Origin of the sequence: Sphingobacterium sp. UBA2610 (genome assembly GCF_002339225.1) — a bacterium.
Lineage (GTDB): Bacteria > Bacteroidota > Bacteroidia > Sphingobacteriales > Sphingobacteriaceae > Sphingobacterium > Sphingobacterium multivorum.
In genome coordinates, this window is sequence record NZ_DDKA01000023.1 from 413974 (window position 1) to 431883 (window position 17910).

Consider the following 17910-nt stretch of genomic DNA (forward strand, 5'->3'; position numbering starts at 1 on the left):
ATTGCTGTCATATGCAATAGCATTATTGCATATGACAGCAATGAAAAACTAATTAATCGAACAACAAGGTTCCTGTCACATTCCAGCTACTAAAACTTGTTCCTTCAGGAGCTCCCTGTGGAATCTGCACCTGCATCGTATGGTCACCTGCTTTTAAATCCCCCAGATCAATGTAGATTGGTGGTGTTACTGTACCCGGGCACCAATTGGAGCGGCTTAGATCGGATGAAGACAGACCTGTGGCAAAATTGCCTGAAGCTGGGTTTGACAAACGGTACGAGCCACAATCATTACGCCACGGCGTGTATTTAAAGCGTAATGAATTGTCTAGGAAAATGCGGTTTTCCTTCGGCACAAACTCATCACCATTGCCCCAGCCTCCATGCCCTGTGGTAATGTAGCGTAATTGCACGTTTTTAGCGTCCTGGTCCAAATGAAACGAAACAGTAAGACCTTTCTCCTTATCAAACATAGATCCATACTCCTGGCCGCCCATTTCCATAACGTTGGTTGTGGTGAATAAAGACATCGTCTTTTTCAGACTACCTTTTGACTCGGCATCGAAACCCGGATGCACCGTCAGCTCCACACTCACCTCATGTCCATTTTTATCATAATTGCCAATGAAGGCGCCTACATAGATTTCCTGCTCGCTCAACAGACCAGCCAGTTCCGTTACGTCCTGACGGTACAGCACCGAATCTTGCCAAACCTTATCCTTTAACTGAAGATAGTTAAACTGCTTAACACCAAAGGGTGTAAAGAAACGCATCAATTCAACAATAGGTTCAAAAGATGCTGTTTTTACAACGCCTTGATAAGCTTTACCATTTCCATTTTCGTACTTAGGCAGGGTACCCATACCATTTTTCATGCCATCCAAAAAGCTCTGCGCTTTGTTGGTCGGGATGATAAAAACTGACCCGGTGCGATCGTAGGCATCACCTTTCGATTGTTCGACCAACTGCACAAATACATTATCGCTAGTCTTTATTTTTGGGATTTTCACCTTTTTTACCAAAACAGTCCCATTGGCAAAACGCAAAACAGAATCCGACTTTACATCATCCGCAAAACGTATACGCTCCTTCCGAAAAATAGGTATTTGGATAAAACGATTTTTCCAGATCAGATCTTTATACGAGAGTTCATCGTACAATTTTTCATTTCCTTTTAGCCGCAGTTGATCCGGTATCGTCTTGACCTTTTCTACTTTGGTGGCAAAAGTCCGTGTATTCCCATTGCGGATTACCTCAAGTACCAAACCAAGATCCTGACCAAGTTCCGTGGGTGCACCTTTTACCCCTAATTTATCGGTATACCAAACTTCTATTTTATTGGAATTGATGCTGGTCTCTACTTTTTTGCAGGGATAGCCCAAGATTGTTTTAGTCTCGTTTGTCGTGTTAAACTTTTGCTTCGAAAGCGCGAGCGAATCTTTGGTTAGAATGATTGATCCATCTTTGAGTTTAGCAATTTTAAGTAAGGCATTGCCTCCGGAACGCTCCACCACAACCCGTTCGTATGGCGGCGCCAACTGTCCCTGCATTTCCTTCGCTGAACTGACAAAAGTCTCCTTTTCATTGGCATAGACGAGGATGGCATTTTGATTGGCAGCTGTATTCCCATTGAAACTTTGGTTATATTGAATGACATAACTCGACAGCTTTTGCGCCTGCGACGACAATGACAAACATAAAATAGAGGTAAAAAGAATACTTTTCTTCATAGCATGTGTATTGGTTTAGATGCAAAAATAAGAAAGGCTTTAGGAATTCCTAAAGCCTTTCTTATTTTATGCTAAAACGTTTATTTGATCAACCAGATATCCAAGAGGTAGAATACCGCAAAAATCACCGAGGCATAACCATTGGTTGTCATAAAGTCACGATTGACCCGACTTAAATTAGTCGATGAAAACAGGGTATGCTGGTAAATCAGCAAGGCTCCGTAAAAGGCCACACCTAAATAATAAATCCAACCTACCAGCATCAAAAATGCTGGTATTAAAATAAATATAAAAGAAAACACGTGCAGACCTTCCGAAACGCGCATGGCTCCCTTCGTTCCCAACCAAACGGGTATAGAATTCAGCTGATTGGCCCGATCAAATGCTTCATCCTGCAACGCGTAAATAATATCGAAGCCGCTCACCCAGGTCAACACTGCGAAGCCATAAAGTACCGGAACAGTCGCAAACTGTCCTGTAATAACCATATATGCACCTATTGGAGCCAATCCTAGCCCTGCTCCCAATACAAGATGGCATAAGGGTGTTATGCGCTTCGTATAGGAGTAAAAAAGCACAACAAAAAGTGCAATGGGCGACAACATAAAGCAAAGAGAATTGATAAAATACGTCGCTGCGATAAAAATAAGGCAATTTACTAACGTAAAAATCAATGCATTTTTAGCAGAAATTTTTCCGGCAGGAATATCACGCATGGCCGTTCGCGGATTAATGGCATCAATATCGCGATCCAAATAACGATTGAATGCCATAGCGGCATTACGGGCCGTTACCATACACACGAGCATCAAAACCAATAATTTCCACGAAAAGGTGTAGTCCGTTGTATGCAATGCCAAAAAGAAACCGATGAAGGCAAATGGTAATGCAAATACACTATGGGCAAATAAAACTAAGGACAAGTATTTTTTCATCTGAACTTAAGATCTAGCTAAAATTGTTCGTTTCCTTCGGGTTCAGGGCGAACAAATCGGCCGTTAACTTCATCGATAGCCTCTAAAATAGGCTCATGCCCCATTTTCTTTTCTGCTGAAGTTAGGAAAATCGGCGGCACCTCTTCAAACCATTGAAGCAATGATTTTTTAAATTTCGCAATATTCACATCGGATTTGACAGTCGATTGCTTGTCTGCCTTGGTAAAAACCAACATAAAGGGTAAACCACATTCGCCCAACCAATAGCAAAAATCCAAGTCTATCTTCTGTGGTTCATGACGGCTATCTACCAATACAAAAACACATTGCAAATTGTCCCGATGGGTAAGATACCTACGGATGAACTTCTCCCATTCCGTGCGACTTGTTTTAGAGGCTTTGGCAAAACCATAACCCGGCAAATCCACCAGATACCAGGTATCGTCGATGATAAAATGATTGATCAACTGAGTCTTACCAGGCTTTTGGGAGGTCTTGGCAAGTCCTTTCTTGTTGGTCATTGCATTGATCAACGATGATTTACCGACATTTGAACGTCCGATAAACGCATACTCCGGCAAATTGGGTGCAGGTAATTTGTCAACTCTCGTGTTACTGCACACGAATTCGGCTTTTTTCACTTCCATGGAACAAAGGTACGTTAAATGAATCCCTTTGACAAGATGTGTACCGCTTCTATTCCATAAAAAAGCTCCGTCTCCTATTTAATTGGCCAGGGACTAAAATGTCCCCAATTATTTTTAACTTTCACTTCAAACGATTCATCAAACAACTGAGCGCATTCCGAAGATGCACTATGCGGTTGGGTATACGTCTTATTAGCCAAATAAAAGAAGTCCTGCATGCCATAAAAAAAATAAATCTTGTAATAAGAAGTCCAGTAGGTAAAATGGAAGCATCACCAAACAAGAAATTTTTCGGAGCTGCTGTAACAATTCAGCTGCTCAAGATACTAATCACATAAATAAACGTCAGTCTTTGGGAAAAAAGGAATATTTCTAACAAACTCAAAGAACGAATTAATTAAACCTTAAAATAGATGTTACTCGAAATCAATCATGTCACCAAAGATTACGCCAATCACCGTGCATTGGACGACGTATCCATTCAAATCCCAAAGGGTAAAATTTTCGGACTATTGGGGCCAAACGGGGCTGGAAAAACGTCCCTGATCCGTATTATTAACCAAATTACCGCGCCCGATTCCGGTGAGATTTTGTTTAATGGCGAAGCGCTGGGTCCACAGCATATTGCACAAATCGGCTATTTACCCGAAGAGCGGGGGCTGTACAAAAAAATGAAAATCGGCGATCAAATGTTGTATTTGGCGCAACTTAAAGGACTTTCCAAGCGAGAAGCCCTAGCACGCATCCAAGATTGGTGCCAGCGCCTGGACATCACATCCTGGTTGGACAAAAAAATTGAAGATCTCAGTAAAGGTATGCAGCAGAAAGTACAATTTGTCGCCACGGTCATCCACCAACCACAATTGATTATCTTGGATGAACCCTTTTCGGGATTTGATCCCGTCAATGCCAATATCATAAAAGAACAGATTCTCCGATTGAATCAAGAGGGGGCGACCATTATATTCTCCACACACCGTATGGAGACTGTGGAAGAGCTTTGCGATAATATCGCCCTCATCAACCGATCCAAGAAAATACTCGATGGTTCCGTACAGGCGATTAAAAAAGAATACCGAAATCAAACCTATCGATTGGAATATACAGCCAATGAAGATAATTTTCTTCTATCCGAAGACAGCCTATTTAAAGTCATCACGTCCACAAAGCACGACAAAACATACAACACTACAATTCAGCTAAATAACAATATTCATATCAATAATGTCTTAATGCGTTTCTTACCCCAAATACAGCTCAACCAGTTGATCGAAATCGTTCCCTCTATGGCGGATATTTTCATTCAAAAAGTTACACAAGTCTCACCCCTATCTCAAGATCATGCATAAAATACTACTTATCATTCAACGGGAATACCTATCCCGTGTCAAGAAAAAATCTTTTATTGTCATGACTTTTGCCGTGCCATTGTTCTTTTTTGCATTGTATGCAGGCATGTTTTATCTGACAAAAAAGAGCTTTAAAGATTCACACACCGAAGTCTTTATTTTAGATGAACAAGGCGACTTTGCGGGAAAACTGCAAAGCAATAAAAATGTAAGTTATACAATCAGTAAACTGGATCTCCAGGCACAAAAAGCGCAGCTGACCCAAAGTGAAGGAAAACAGTCGATCCTTTATATCCCAAAAGATATTTTAACAAGCCAAAGAGCCGAACTCATTACCAGTGGCAAGACCAGCTTTGTCATACAGGAGATCATTAGCGGACAGCTGGAAGAGATCATCCGTGAAAAGGAATATAAAGCCAAGGGAATTGACCTGCAGATTATCCAGTCCATTAAGCCGAAAGTCAGCATCGATGCAAAAGAAATAACAGCCGACGGCGAAGAAAAGAACAGCAACACGGCCATTGCAATGGGCCTTGGTGTCGCTTTGGCTATCTTAGTCTATCTATCCCTGTTTCTTTATGGTGCCCAGGTAATGCGTGGTATTATCGAAGAAAAGAGCAATCGTATCATCGAAGTTATTATTTCCTCGGTCAAGCCCTTTCAGCTCATGATGGGTAAAATTGTTGGAATCGGTATGGTTGGACTGACCCAATTTGTGATGTGGCTTGTGCTTACCGGGGGCTTATTTATCACAGCAACGCTACTGTTTGTCAATCCGCAGGATATGCAGGAAGTAGCCGCTAGCCAACCTGGAGCGGGTAATATGAGTACCGTATCAAAAGCTATGGCCCAGAATGATTCCGCTTCGATCCTTACGTCGATCCAAAGCTTTAATTTCACGGAGGTCATCATTTTCTTCTTTCTGTTTTTTATTGCCGGATACCTATTGTATAGTGCTATTTTCGCCGCTGCAGGCTCAGCTGTCGACAACGAAACAGAGGCCAATCAGTTTTCCATGCCCATTACCATGCCCTTGCTATTGACCTATATTCTTTCTTTCGGCGTCATTATCAATGATCCCAATGGACCGATTGCAACATGGTTGAGCTTTATTCCATTCACCTCACCGATCGCCATGCTCGTTCGCATACCTTTTGGTGTACCCCTATGGCAGATCCTGACCTCGTTGACCTTGCTCATACTGACCTTTTTATTGGTAACCTGGGTCGCTGCACGTATCTACCGCGTCGGGATTTTGATCTATGGAAAAAAGGCAAATCTCAAAGAAATCATCAAATGGTTCAATTACAAAAGTTAGTTATGTACTGAACTAATTACGCATGGCTGTCGGATATCCCCGATCTATGTCAGCGCTCAACTAAAAGAACGGGGCCAAATTGCAAGCAATTTGGCCCCGTTCTTTTAAGCCCCCGATTAGGATGCGATCAGATGCAATGCGATCAGCTCCTAAGGACAGCTCAATTAATATCTTAATTTCAATTTTTTAAAGACAAAATGCCACAGCCATATCGGTCCGACAAGTAAAAACTGCAGAAACTGTTGTCCTGTGATTTTCTTCTTTTCCTTTCCCTTACCGATAAACAGCGCGACAATAGATAGCAATGCGATTCCCAAACACACCCAGATGACAGCCGGGCCACCGTTCTTCTGTGCGTATTCCAGTTGCACGATAAAGAAACTCATACCCCCGATCGAGAATAATATCGCATAGGACAAGGTTGCAGACAGCTTTAAATAATAATAAATGACAATAGCGATGAAGAAAGAGCCCCAATTCAAAAAGGTATGCCAATTGAGTTTGACCAAGAATTCGAACTGTGGAAATGGAATCATCCAGATGCAGCCCATGATACCAAAAAATAATAATGGTAAAAAGATGGCCTGAATCAGGCGGTTGGTCGGATCCTGAAAATTAGCATCCAGCTCCGCAAAATACTTATCTACGGGACGTAAAGGTTCGACTTCTTGAACTTTCTTCTTTTGTTTCATTCGGCAAATTTAACAAATATTGAGCATGCCTTAGGTCTTAAAAATGATAATATTCCCTATTTTTTGGTCTGCCGTAGGTCATTATCTGCTTTCAGGGCAAACAAACTCGCTTACTCCTATTCTATTCCGTAATATTGCAGCATGAAGTCTTACAAACATATCTTATTCGATCTGGACGGAACCCTGACCGACCCTGCAGAAGGGATTACAAAATGTATTGCCTATGCCTTGGAGTCCAAAGGCATCCATACAGCCGATCTGAATAGCCTCAAACCCTTGATCGGTCCGCCCCTTAAAGATTCTTTCATACATACCTTTGGATTTGGGGAAAGCGAAGCAATTGCCTGTGTAGAAAAATATCGGGAGCGCTTTTCAGCCATAGGACTGTACGAGAACATCCTGTTTGATCGCATACCCGAGCTTTTAACGCTCCTGAAAACAAAAGGGTACAGCATCTATCTGGCGACCTCCAAACCCGAAATATTCGCCCACAAAATATTACAACACTTTGAAATAAATACCTATTTTGATTTTGCGGGTGGAAGCGCTTTGGACGATTCCAGACCGACCAAAACCAGCGTCATCCAATATGTCATGGAAAAGGCCAAACTAACAAATCCACAGGAATGCCTCATGATCGGCGATCGTAAACATGATCTGATTGGCGCAAGGGAAACTGCCATGGATGCTGTTGGCGTACTGTATGGCTATGGTAGCCAAGCCGAACTCGAGCAGGAGTCACCGACCTATCTCATCCAGACAGTGCCTGACCTGATCGAATTTTTCAATTAAAAAATAGGGATCCTAAATTAAAGACAATTTAGGTTGAGTCCATTTAGGTCAACTTGATTCAAGTCTAGTCTATTCAAGTTCAGTCTATTCAAGTCTGGTCTATTCAGATCAATTCCAATACAGTCTATTGACACCAATTCAAGTCCATTCGCCAGGCAAGACACAAGTCAATTCAGGCTAATTCTACTCAGGCCAAGTTTATTGAGAACAGTTCAAGTCAATACCCAAACACCTTGAATAACTGAAATCATCCTGTTGAGCGAAAGCTGTAGAATTCCATAAAAAAAGCTCCAATCATTTTGATTGGAGCTTTTTTTATGATGGATCCTTAGGATCTATTTTGCGTAAGACACCGATCTTGTCTCACGGATAACAGTTACTTTAATTTGCCCTGGATACGTCATTTCCGTTTGGATACGGTTAGAGATATCAGCAGCGAGTATTTCCGACTGCGCATCAGAGACCTTCTCACTCTCCACGATGACACGTAGTTCACGACCAGCTTGTATCGCGAAGGTCTTCTCAACCCCAGGATACGATAAAGCCAAGTCTTCCAGCTCTTTTAAGCGCTTGATATAACTTTCTACAACCTCACGGCGTGCGCCCGGGCGTGCGCCAGAAATCGCATCACAAGCTTGAACAACCGGAGATATTAAAGCCGTCATTTCGATCTCATCATGGTGAGCACCAATTGCGTTACATACATCAGGGTGTTCCTTGTATTTCTCTGCAAGTTGCATACCTAAAATAGCGTGTGGCAACTCTGGATTGTCATCAGGCACTTTACCAATATCGTGAAGTAATCCAGCACGTTTCGCATGTTTAACATTCAGGCCCAGTTCTGCAGCCATTGTCGCAGCAAAATTAGCAACCTCACGCGAGTGCTGTAAAAGATTCTGTCCGTAAGATGAACGGTAACGCATACGCCCTACCATACGAATCAATTCGGGGTGCAAACCATGGATCCCCAAATCGATCGCTGTACGTTCACCGATTTCAACAATTTCATCCTCAATTTGCGTCCGTGTTTTTGCAACAACTTCCTCAATACGTGCCGGGTGGATACGTCCATCGGTTACCAAACGGTGTAAAGCTAAACGTGCGATTTCCCGACGTACAGGATCGAAACCGGATAGGATAATTGCTTCAGGTGTATCATCTACGATGATCTCTACGCCCGTTGCAGCTTCCAATGCACGAATATTACGACCTTCGCGACCAATAATACGACCTTTAATTTCATCATTTTCAATATTGAAAATTGAAACGGTATTTTCGATCGCAGATTCCGTAGCGGTGCGTTGAATCGTCTGTATAACAACCTTTTTCGCCTCTTTAGTCGCTGTCAATTTTGCCTCATCCACAATATCTTTGATTTGAATCATGGCTTGTGAGCGGGCTTCTTCACGCAACGAATCCACCAATTGATTTTTTGCTTCGTCGGCAGTTACGCCAGCGATGCTTTCCAATTGCTTAATCTGTTGCAATTTTAACGCTTCTACTTCCTCGGATTTCTTTTCATTCAGTTCAACCAATTTATCCAATTGCTTTTTCTTGGTATCCACGTCCTGCTTGTCGCGGTTGATGTTTTCCAATTTTTGGTTAATTGACTGCTCTTTTTGTCTTAACGTATTTTCCTTCTGGTTGATGGCATTGTTACGTTGATTGACTTCCTTTTCATGTTCAGATTTTAATTGAAGGAACTTTTCTTTGGCCTCTAACAGGCGTTTCTTTTTAATGTGTTCCCCTTCCTGCTCTGCATCTTTCAGTATGCTATTTACCTTATCCTTGGCTTCCTGTTCTTGCTTTTTAAACAACAAAACCAATAGATAACGACCTATAACAACACCAACAATCAGAGAAATTATGCTATAAATTGCGATGTCCATGTATGTATAATTGTATTATTATGTTTGTTTTTATTAATTATATTCAAATTCCAGTAAAATCATGAATCGTCCTATTCCCCTTCTTTGGTATGCACCAATGTGGCGAGCCTGATAAGCTCATAAGACTTCATGACAAAAAAAAACCGCAATTAAATTTAAACAGGTCTCATGTATTATTAAACTTCGTGATTACATAATTAGGCTTAGATTATGACCCAGATGGCTTTCGCAAAATGGCCTATATCTTTTTGCGCCTGTAATATTGAAGCGTTAAGTTTAAAATAGTGACAACCCGAATTTAATTGCGGCAAATTCGTCGTTTAAGCTCTAAATATAAAGAACGTAAATTTATTTTTTAAAGAAATCCGTCAACAACTGATCAAGTTCCTGTACTGAATTTTCCAAGCCCACTTCGTGGTTTTGGGACTGCCGCTCTGCATTAAGCATACGCGTCGCAAATTGCAATACACACATGGACAACAAATCCTGCTTATCTCTCACAGTATAGTTTTCCTGCAATTCCTTTACTTTTTCATTTATCAATTTCGCAGCATGTCGAATTACTTCTTCTTCCGCGCTCTCCACCCGAAGGGGATAAACACGATCTGCGATATTTATTTTTATGGAAATCTCTCCCATTTCTTTGAGCTTTTTAACGTTGTATTAGTTTGAATCCGATAACACTTCTCCCAACTATTTCAACAAACTAATACATTTGTCTATTTCCCGCACAAAATCGTTAATTTTTTGTTTTGTGTCAAGTATTTTTTCATTAATTGCTTCCTTATCCGTTTCAGAATCTAACGTGCGGGCAACTGCCAACGCTTTGACCTTCTCTTCCAACTGCTTGCTCTTATCGTTGCTCGCATCGAAAGCCACTTTTAAGGATTGTACCTCTAATTTAAGCAAATCATTTTCTTCTTGCAAGACTTCGCACAATTGAATTAAATTTTTCGTTTTCTCAACGATCAGATTCATTTGTGAAGACAATGTTGCCATAGTATAAATTGAATATTACCAATTAATGTTGTATCTCTCGTTAACCACGCACTTCCGCACCTAGTTCCTTCTCAAAATTAACAATTAATTTTTGAACTATCGCATCAATTTGCTTATCCGTAAGTGTTTTTTCTTCATCCTGCAAGATAAAGCTCAGAGCATAAGACTTTTTCCCTTCCGGAATTTTATCACCTTTATACACATCAAACACATTTACCTCCTTCAAAAGCTTGCGTTCGGTCTTTTGAGCAACAAATTGTAGCTTATCGAAGCTCACATTTTCATCGATCAAGAGCGACAAATCTCTGCGCACAGCCGGGAATTTGGAAACTTCTTTGTATTGAATGCTATTCTTACGAATAATTTTCATCAAAACATCCCAGTCAAAATCAGCAAAGAAAACCTGACCTTCAACATCTGCTTTTTTCAAATCTGCGTTCGCGATTGCACCAAAAGAAACTAAACATTTCTGCCCTTTCATATAGTTCAAACCATAGGCGAAATGTGTACTTGTAGCATCTTGTATCTGAATTCCTTCAATTTTCAAGCGTTTGATAAGCGTATCTACAGCCGCTTTAAGGTTATAGAAATTAACCGCGTCTTTTTTGCTGTTCCATTGCTCAGCTTCATTTTTACCTGCCATGGCAAAAGCCAGATGCTGCGTTTCTTTATAGCCTTCACCATCCAGCGCATAAGTTTTACCGAATTCGAAGAACTTCAGGTCAAAGTTTCTTCGTTTTTGGTTATATTCAATCGCACTCAAAACAGAAAAAACCATATTTTGACGCATTGTATCCAAATCCGAGCTCAATGGATTATACAATTTGACCGCCGTTTCGCTATCATCCGCATAATCCAGCTTCGTTAGGGAGTTGGACAGAATTTCACGAAACCCATTGGCGATGAGCAGATCAGCCAATTGATTTAAGACAACTTCCTTATCCGGCTTCTCAACCGTATTTAAAGAGGCCTTAATTTGTGACTTCAACTCGATATTGTTATAACCATAAATCCGCAACACTTCTTCCACAACGTCTACCTCGCGTGTGACATCAACGCGGTATGCAGGCACCAACACATCAAGTCCTGTTTCAGTTTCTGAAGCGACTTCAATGCCAAGAGCGACAATAATGGATTTAATTTCTTCATTTGGGATCGCCTGACCGATCAAACGAACCACATTCGCATAGCTCACGTGAAATGAAAACGGGTTAATCACCACGGGATACTCATCTTTTAGCGTCGATGAAATCGTTCCACCCGCAATTTCCTGAATCAATAACGCTGCGCGCTTCAAGGCTTCAACCGTAATATTCGGATCGGTACCACGTTCGAAACGGAAAGAGGCATCTGTTTTTAAGCCATGTCTTTTGGAGGTCTTCCGTACAGAAACAGCATTGAAATAGGCCGACTCCAAAAATACATTGGTCGTTTCGGCTGATACACCCGAATGTGCTCCACCGAAAACACCCGCAATACACATTGGTTTTTCTGCATCAGCAATCACCAAGTCCTCTGCAGACAAGGTACGCTCCACACCATCCAGCGTAACAAATTTTTCACCCTCAGTCGCCAAACGAACAATGACTTTATTTCCCGCAATTTTATCAGCATCAAAAGCATGCAGTGGCTGACCTAAATCGTGTAGTATATAATTGGTAACATCGACAATATTATTGATCGGACGAACACCGATAACATTTAATTTCTCTTTTAACCAATCGGGAGATTCGCCAACGCGAACACCGGTAATATTGATACCGCTATAACGTGGGCTTGCCTGTGCGTCTGCAACGACCACTGTCGTTCCCTCCGCCTCAGCAGCCTTAAATGCAGAAACATCTGCCTTTAACACGTGTGTACGAAAATGTGCCGCAATATCTCTTGCAACACCTAAATGCGAAGCAGCATCTGCACGGTTTGGTGTTAAGCCAATTTCATAACGGTAATCATCCTGGATATTGAAATGATCTTTCACTAAGGTCCCCACTGCAACGTCAGCTGGTAATTCAACGATGCCGGCATGAGATGTACCCAAACCGATTTCATCTTCTCCACATAACATACCTTCGGAAACTTCACCACGAATTTTAGATTTGGTAATTTTAAAAGGCTCTCCGGTAAGCGGATGGCAAGTAGTACCTACTGTAGCAACAATAACTTTCAATCCTGTACGACAGTTTGGTGCACCACATACAATGTGCAATAACTCCGGTCCACCGACATCAACAGTGGTTACTCTTAATTTATCGGCATTAGGATGCTGTTCACAAGTTTTCACTTCACCAACAACCAAACCGTCCAATCCACCTGGGATACTCTGCACGACGTCCAAAGCTTCTACTTCCAATCCTGTATTTGTTAAGATCAGTGATAGTTCCTCCGGTGTCGAATCTATATTAACGTGTTGTTTTAACCAATTATATGAAATATTCATCTCGAATCTGATTTGATGCACAAACTTAGATAAATTTGAGTTTATATCCAACGTCAATTTGCCGATCATCGCCGGAAGTCCTGAATTTGAAGATAGCTGGCAGCCCCTATCCTCACCGGCTGTATGACAAATTACCATATGATCTAAGGGGTTGTTGGGCTTCGGCGAACAAACCGACTTGCCACAGGGCGTTTTTCTTGCGCTATTGCTTATGCTTTTTCAGGTTTTCCGCATGGACAAGGTGCTTTGGGCTTTAGTCGGCACATCGTTGGCCTTGGTTTGGGGCAGCTTCGGGACATGGCCTGAACATGGTCGGGATTGCTTCGCCTGCTGTTCGGCCGTTGTTCGGCTCCTTGCCGAAGCGGACCCGAATCTTTCCCGAAGCCCAGTCGAAGCCCAGCCGAAGCTGTCTCGAAGCTGTCTCGAAGCTGTCCCGAGCCGTTCCCGAAGCAATCCTGATCCGTTGCCGAATAGCGTACGGACTTGAGCGGATTTAAAGGGAATTAAACGGACTTTAGGCATATACACTCCGCTCTTGAATAAGCAAGCCCGACACAATTTCATAAAAAAAGCCTTATCAAATTGTACCAATTTTTATCCTTTTTATGTCCAATCTTAAAGACCTATTTTTTAATCAAAAATCCAGTCATTTCCATAAAAATAATATGTAACTTTGTGCTTTAATTTGAAGAACGTTCAAAACAAACATTTATAATGATTCATTTCTTTGAGAACCCATCGAACACTGTATATGGTGTTCAAAGCGTAAACTCTTTATCACAAGAAGACATTACTAAACTCAACTGGCTATTCGGCAACGCCAAAAAACTAGACGACCAAAACCTTAACCATTACTTTGTAGGACCCCGCGCCGCGATGGTTACTCCCTGGAGTACCAATGCAGTAGAAATCACGCAAAATATGGGAATTGCAGGAATTGTTCGTATAGAAGAATTTCAACCGGTACCAGCGGATTTCAATGACTTCGATCCAATGATTTCCCAAAAGTTCAGTATGTTGACACAGGACATGTATACCGTCAACATTACACCTGAACCGATATTGGAAATTCAAGACATCGAGGCCTACAACAAATCTGAGGGCCTAGCGCTAAATCCAGAAGAAGTAGATTACCTCAATAACCTTTCGACCAAATTGGGTCGTCTGCTTACAGACTCGGAAGTATTCGCTTTTTCACAAGCAAACTCTGAACACTGTAGACACAAGATTTTCAATGGTACCTTTATCATTGATGGCGAAGAGCAACCCACTTCCCTCTTTAAATTAATTAAAAAGACTTCTGAAACCAATCCGAACGAGATTGTTTCTGCTTATAAAGATAACGTTGCCTTTGTCAAAGGTCCACGTGTCACACAATTTGCACCTAAATCGGCCGACAAACCTGACTTTTACGAAGAGAAAGCATTTGATTCGGTTTTATCCGTAAAAGCTGAAACACACAATTTCCCGACTACTGTAGAACCATTTTCGGGTGCTGCAACTGGGTCAGGTGGTGAAATCCGCGACCGTATGGCCGGTGGCCAAGGAGCGATTCCATTGGCGGGTACTGCCGTATACATGACTGCTTATTCGCGATTGGAACAAAATAAATTGGACCTTCAGGCAGGAACAGTTACTGAACCGGCAAAGGAACTCAACAAAACGCGGCCATGGGAAAATGCGATGCAAGAGCGTCAATGGTTGTACCAGACCCCGGTTGACATCCTGATTAAAGCTTCCAATGGTGCTTCTGACTTCGGTAATAAGTTTGGTCAGCCCTTAATTACAGGTTCTGTATTGACCTTCGAACATGAAGAGGATGGCCGTAAACTTGGTTACGACAAAGTCATTATGCAAGCGGGTGGTGTTGGTTATGGAAAACTGGATCAAGCGAAAAAACATACGCCGAAAACTGGCGATAAAGTTGTTATCCTAGGTGGAGAAAATTACCGCATCGGAATGGGTGGCGCTGCTGTATCTTCTGCAGATACAGGGGCATTTGGTTCTGGAATTGAGCTTAATGCCATTCAACGTTCCAATCCCGAAATGCAAAAACGTGCAGCGAATGCTGTTCGTGGCTTAGTAGAGTCTGATCATAACCCTATTGTGTCTATCCACGATCATGGTGCAGGTGGCCACTTAAACTGTTTATCTGAACTTGTTGAAGAGACCGGCGGCTTGATTGACCTGGATGCACTTCCTGTAGGCGATCCTACACTATCCGCAAAAGAAATTATCGGTAATGAATCGCAAGAACGTATGGGACTTGTGATCGCCGAAGATGATATTGACACCTTAAAACGTGTTGCCGATCGCGAACGTGCACCAATGTACACCGTAGGTGATGTCACTGGCGACCACCACTTTATTTTCGAATCAAAAAGTACGGGTGAAAAACCAATGGATTACGCCCTTGAAGATTTCTTTGGCTCATCGCCAAAAACTTTCATGCGCGATAAAACCGTAGTTCGTAACTACGCTGATCTTGCTTATGATGCAGCTAATATTCCAAGCTACTTAAACCAAGTATTACAACTGGAAGCGGTTGCTTCCAAAGATTGGTTAACCAATAAAGTAGACCGTTGTGTTGGTGGCCGTGTTGCCAAACAACAATGTGCGGGTCCATTGCAATTGCCGTTGAATAACGTCGGTGTCATGGCATTGGATTATAAAGGTAAAGAAGGTATTGCGACAACAATAGGTCACTCCCCTGTGGCTGCCTTAGTGGATCCGGCTGCGGCAAGCAGAACGGCTATTGCGGAATCGCTTTCCAACATCGTATTTGCCCCAATCAAAAATGGTCTTGCAGGAATCTCCCTATCGGCCAACTGGATGTGGGCAGCCAATAATGAGGGTGAAGATGCCCGCTTATACCAAGCTGTTAAAGCATGCTCGGATTTTGCCATTGCATTGGGAATCAATATCCCCACGGGAAAAGATTCTTTGTCGATGAAGCAAAAATATCCAAACGGCGAAAACGTCATTGCCCCTGGCACATTGATCATTTCTGCCGCAGGAAACTGTACTGATATCACCAAAGTGGTTGAACCTGTGCTAAACAAAACAGCCGGATCGATCTATTACATCAACTTATCAAAAGATCAGTTCAAATTAGGGGGTTCGTCATTTGCACAAATCATCAATAAATTAGGTACTGAAGTACCGACCATTCAAGATGCTGCTTACTTTAAAACAGCATTCAATACCGTACAGCAATTAATTCACGAAGGACAGATCGAAGCTGGTCACGATGTAGGCTCGGGTGGCTTGATTACAACCTTATTGGAAATGACCTTTGCCGATGTTAATCTTGGTGCCAATTATGACCTTTCGGCATTACATGAATCGGATAGCGTAAAAGCCTTCTTTAATGAGAATATTGCACTTGTCCTTCAAGCGAAAGACGACGCTGCATTTGAAGCGATCGTGAAAGATGCCGGTGTAGACGCGGTTAAAATTGGTCAGGTGATCGAAGGTAATACAGTAACAATTAAAAATCAAGAAGCGGTATTCAGCTTTGATGTAGCAGCAACACGTGATGTATGGTTTACGACATCCTTCCTTTTGGATTCCAAGCAATCTAAAAATGGAACTGCACAACAACGTTTTGATAATTATAAACACCAACCCCTAGCCTTTACTTTCCCAAGTCAATTTGATGGTAAGAAACCAAAAATCGACGGAACTAAAGCACGTCCGAAAGCGGCAATCCTTCGTGAGAAAGGTTCCAACTCCGAACGCGAAATGGCAAATGCCATGTTCTTGGCAGGCTTTGATGTGAAAGATGTTCACATGACCGATTTGATCACTGGTCGTGAGACATTGGAAGACATCCAATTTATCGGTGCCGTCGGAGGCTTCTCGAACTCAGATGTATTGGGTTCGGCAAAAGGTTGGGCCGGTGCTTTCCTTTACAATGAAAAAGCGAAAAAAGCCTTAACCGACTTCTTTGCTCGTCCGGATACACTTTCGGTTGGTATCTGTAATGGATGTCAGTTATTTATGGAACTTGAAATGATCAATCCTGAGCATGAAATCCATGGAAAAATGCTACACAATACTTCAGGGAAACACGAGTCAAACTTTGTGTCTGTAAAAGTTCAGGAAAACAATTCGGTCATGTTATCGACACTAGCGGGAAGTACCTTAGGGGTTTGGATTTCACACGGGGAAGGAAAATTCAACCTTCCGTATGCGGAAGAGCAATACAATATCGTGGCAAAATATGCTTATGAGCAATATCCGCATAACCCAAATGGTTCGGACTATAATACAGCAATGGTCTGCGATAAGACTGGACGCCACTTGGCTACGATGCCACATATTGAGCGTTCGGTGTTCCAATGGCATTGGGCAAATTATCCAAAAGGTCGTCAGGACGAAGTTTCTCCTTGGATTGAAGCATTCGTTAATGCACGTCAATGGATTGACGAGCAAGGCAAATAAAAAAAGAAAAACTCCTTCATGTATGAAGGAGTTTTTTTTAGATATCCCTTTTGTATCCTGGTTTGTTCATCATTTGATCTAGGGAGTATTTTCCAGAGCCCATGACCATAAAAAAGATCAGCAAAAAGAATACGACTATAGAAAGCCACAATTCGGAATTCAAATAACTAAACCCGTGGGTGATATTAACAAAAAATACAGCCCCTACCAATACCGGAAATAATAGTAATGAGGCTAAACGGGTTTGAAAACCTAAGATAAGGAACAGCCCGCCTACCAAATGGGTAAAAACCACATAGTGAACCGCACCCCATGATGATAAGTGGAAACTACTTTGCTCAATCATGTGTTGAACAACGTCCCTATCATTTACGAAACTTACACCTTTGGCAAAAATAACGATCCCTAAGGCTATTCTTAGGTAATCGATCCATTGTGGGTGATGTGCATCGCCCCAATGCTCAATTTTGTGTATCAGGTTCATAACATACCTCCTTTTTATAGATGGTTATAGCCTAATAACAATTGAACAGTAAAAAAGTTGTTTGTATGAGATGATTCACTATCAAAATGTTACGAAGTGAAGACAGCCCACTCCTACGCAACACTTCTGCTCAAACCAATCGTTGGCAAATGAGGCCTCACGCTGTTTCCAAAATCAATCAATCAATCAATCA

At 41.9% G+C, this 17910-nt stretch carries 14 protein-coding genes; 4 read left to right on the forward strand and 10 right to left on the reverse strand.

Going from position 1 to position 17910, the window contains the following annotated elements; all coding sequences use genetic code 11:
* Positions 1-52: 52 nt before the first annotated feature.
* The 3 genes from B4Z47_RS17665 to yihA form a co-directional block, all read right to left on the reverse strand.
* On the reverse strand, positions 53-1729 hold the full coding sequence (locus B4Z47_RS17665) for a PNGase F N-terminal domain-containing protein (RefSeq protein WP_070569727.1): 1677 nt from the start codon (positions 1727-1729) through the stop codon (positions 53-55).
* An 80-nt stretch (positions 1730-1809) separates the two neighbouring features.
* On the reverse strand, positions 1810-2664 hold the full coding sequence (locus B4Z47_RS17670; protein WP_070569725.1) for a UbiA-like polyprenyltransferase: 855 nt from the start codon (positions 2662-2664) through the stop codon (positions 1810-1812).
* A gap of 17 nt (positions 2665-2681) precedes the next feature.
* Positions 2682-3311, reverse strand: a complete 630-nt coding sequence (gene yihA / locus B4Z47_RS17675; protein ID WP_046676372.1) for a ribosome biogenesis GTP-binding protein YihA/YsxC — start codon at positions 3309-3311, stop codon at positions 2682-2684.
* A 413-nt stretch (positions 3312-3724) separates the two neighbouring features.
* Between yihA and B4Z47_RS17680 the strand changes: the two genes are divergently transcribed.
* Positions 3725-4660, forward strand: a complete 936-nt coding sequence (locus B4Z47_RS17680) for an ABC transporter ATP-binding protein (RefSeq protein WP_115048061.1) — start codon at positions 3725-3727, stop codon at positions 4658-4660.
* A complete protein-coding gene (locus tag B4Z47_RS17685) occupies positions 4653-5978 on the forward strand; it encodes an ABC transporter permease (protein WP_046675835.1) in 1326 nt (441 codons plus the stop codon). The genes B4Z47_RS17680 and B4Z47_RS17685 overlap by 8 nt, the downstream gene beginning before the upstream one ends.
* Positions 5979-6142: 164 nt before the next feature.
* Here B4Z47_RS17685 and B4Z47_RS17690 read toward each other — a convergent pair whose 3' ends face one another.
* Positions 6143-6670: an Mpo1-like protein gene (locus tag B4Z47_RS17690; protein WP_046675834.1), complete on the reverse strand. Its 528-nt coding sequence runs from the start codon at positions 6668-6670 to the stop codon at positions 6143-6145.
* Positions 6671-6811: 141 nt separating this feature from the next.
* Here B4Z47_RS17690 and B4Z47_RS17695 point away from each other — a divergent pair, with 141 nt between their 5' ends.
* On the forward strand, positions 6812-7462 hold the full coding sequence (locus tag B4Z47_RS17695; protein ID WP_070569715.1) for an HAD-IA family hydrolase: 651 nt from the start codon (positions 6812-6814) through the stop codon (positions 7460-7462).
* A gap of 335 nt (positions 7463-7797) precedes the next feature.
* On the opposite strand, the gene rny is transcribed toward B4Z47_RS17695, so the two are convergent.
* The 5 genes from rny to B4Z47_RS17720 all read right to left on the reverse strand — a co-directional run bounded on the left by rny (position 7798) and on the right by B4Z47_RS17720 (position 13351).
* Positions 7798-9351 carry a ribonuclease Y gene (gene rny, locus B4Z47_RS17700; RefSeq protein WP_070569714.1) on the reverse strand — a complete coding sequence of 518 codons (1554 nt, stop codon included), beginning with the start codon at positions 9349-9351 and terminating at the stop codon, positions 7798-7800.
* Positions 9352-9699: 348 nt separating this feature from the next.
* On the reverse strand, positions 9700-9990 hold the full coding sequence (locus B4Z47_RS17705; protein WP_046675831.1) for a cell division protein ZapA: 291 nt from the start codon (positions 9988-9990) through the stop codon (positions 9700-9702).
* 54 nt (positions 9991-10044) lie between these two features.
* Positions 10045-10350, reverse strand: coding sequence for a hypothetical protein (locus B4Z47_RS17710; RefSeq protein WP_046675830.1), 306 nt, complete (start codon positions 10348-10350; stop codon positions 10045-10047).
* A gap of 40 nt (positions 10351-10390) precedes the next feature.
* Positions 10391-12787, reverse strand: a complete 2397-nt coding sequence (pheT, locus tag B4Z47_RS17715; RefSeq protein ID WP_070569976.1) for a phenylalanine--tRNA ligase subunit beta — start codon at positions 12785-12787, stop codon at positions 10391-10393.
* A gap of 219 nt (positions 12788-13006) precedes the next feature.
* The gene (locus B4Z47_RS17720) at positions 13007-13351 is read right to left on the reverse strand and encodes a hypothetical protein (RefSeq protein WP_139145085.1); all 345 of its coding nucleotides are present in this window, start codon (positions 13349-13351) and stop codon (positions 13007-13009) included.
* Between the two features lie 150 nt (positions 13352-13501).
* On the opposite strand from B4Z47_RS17720, the gene purL reads away from it, so the two are divergent.
* A complete protein-coding gene (gene purL, locus B4Z47_RS17725) occupies positions 13502-17233 on the forward strand; it encodes a phosphoribosylformylglycinamidine synthase (RefSeq protein ID WP_115048059.1) in 3732 nt (1243 codons plus the stop codon).
* Between the two features lie 37 nt (positions 17234-17270).
* On the opposite strand, the gene B4Z47_RS17730 is transcribed toward purL, so the two are convergent.
* Positions 17271-17717 carry a DoxX family protein gene (locus B4Z47_RS17730; protein ID WP_046675828.1) on the reverse strand — a complete coding sequence of 149 codons (447 nt, stop codon included), beginning with the start codon at positions 17715-17717 and terminating at the stop codon, positions 17271-17273.
* Positions 17718-17910 lie beyond the last annotated feature (193 nt).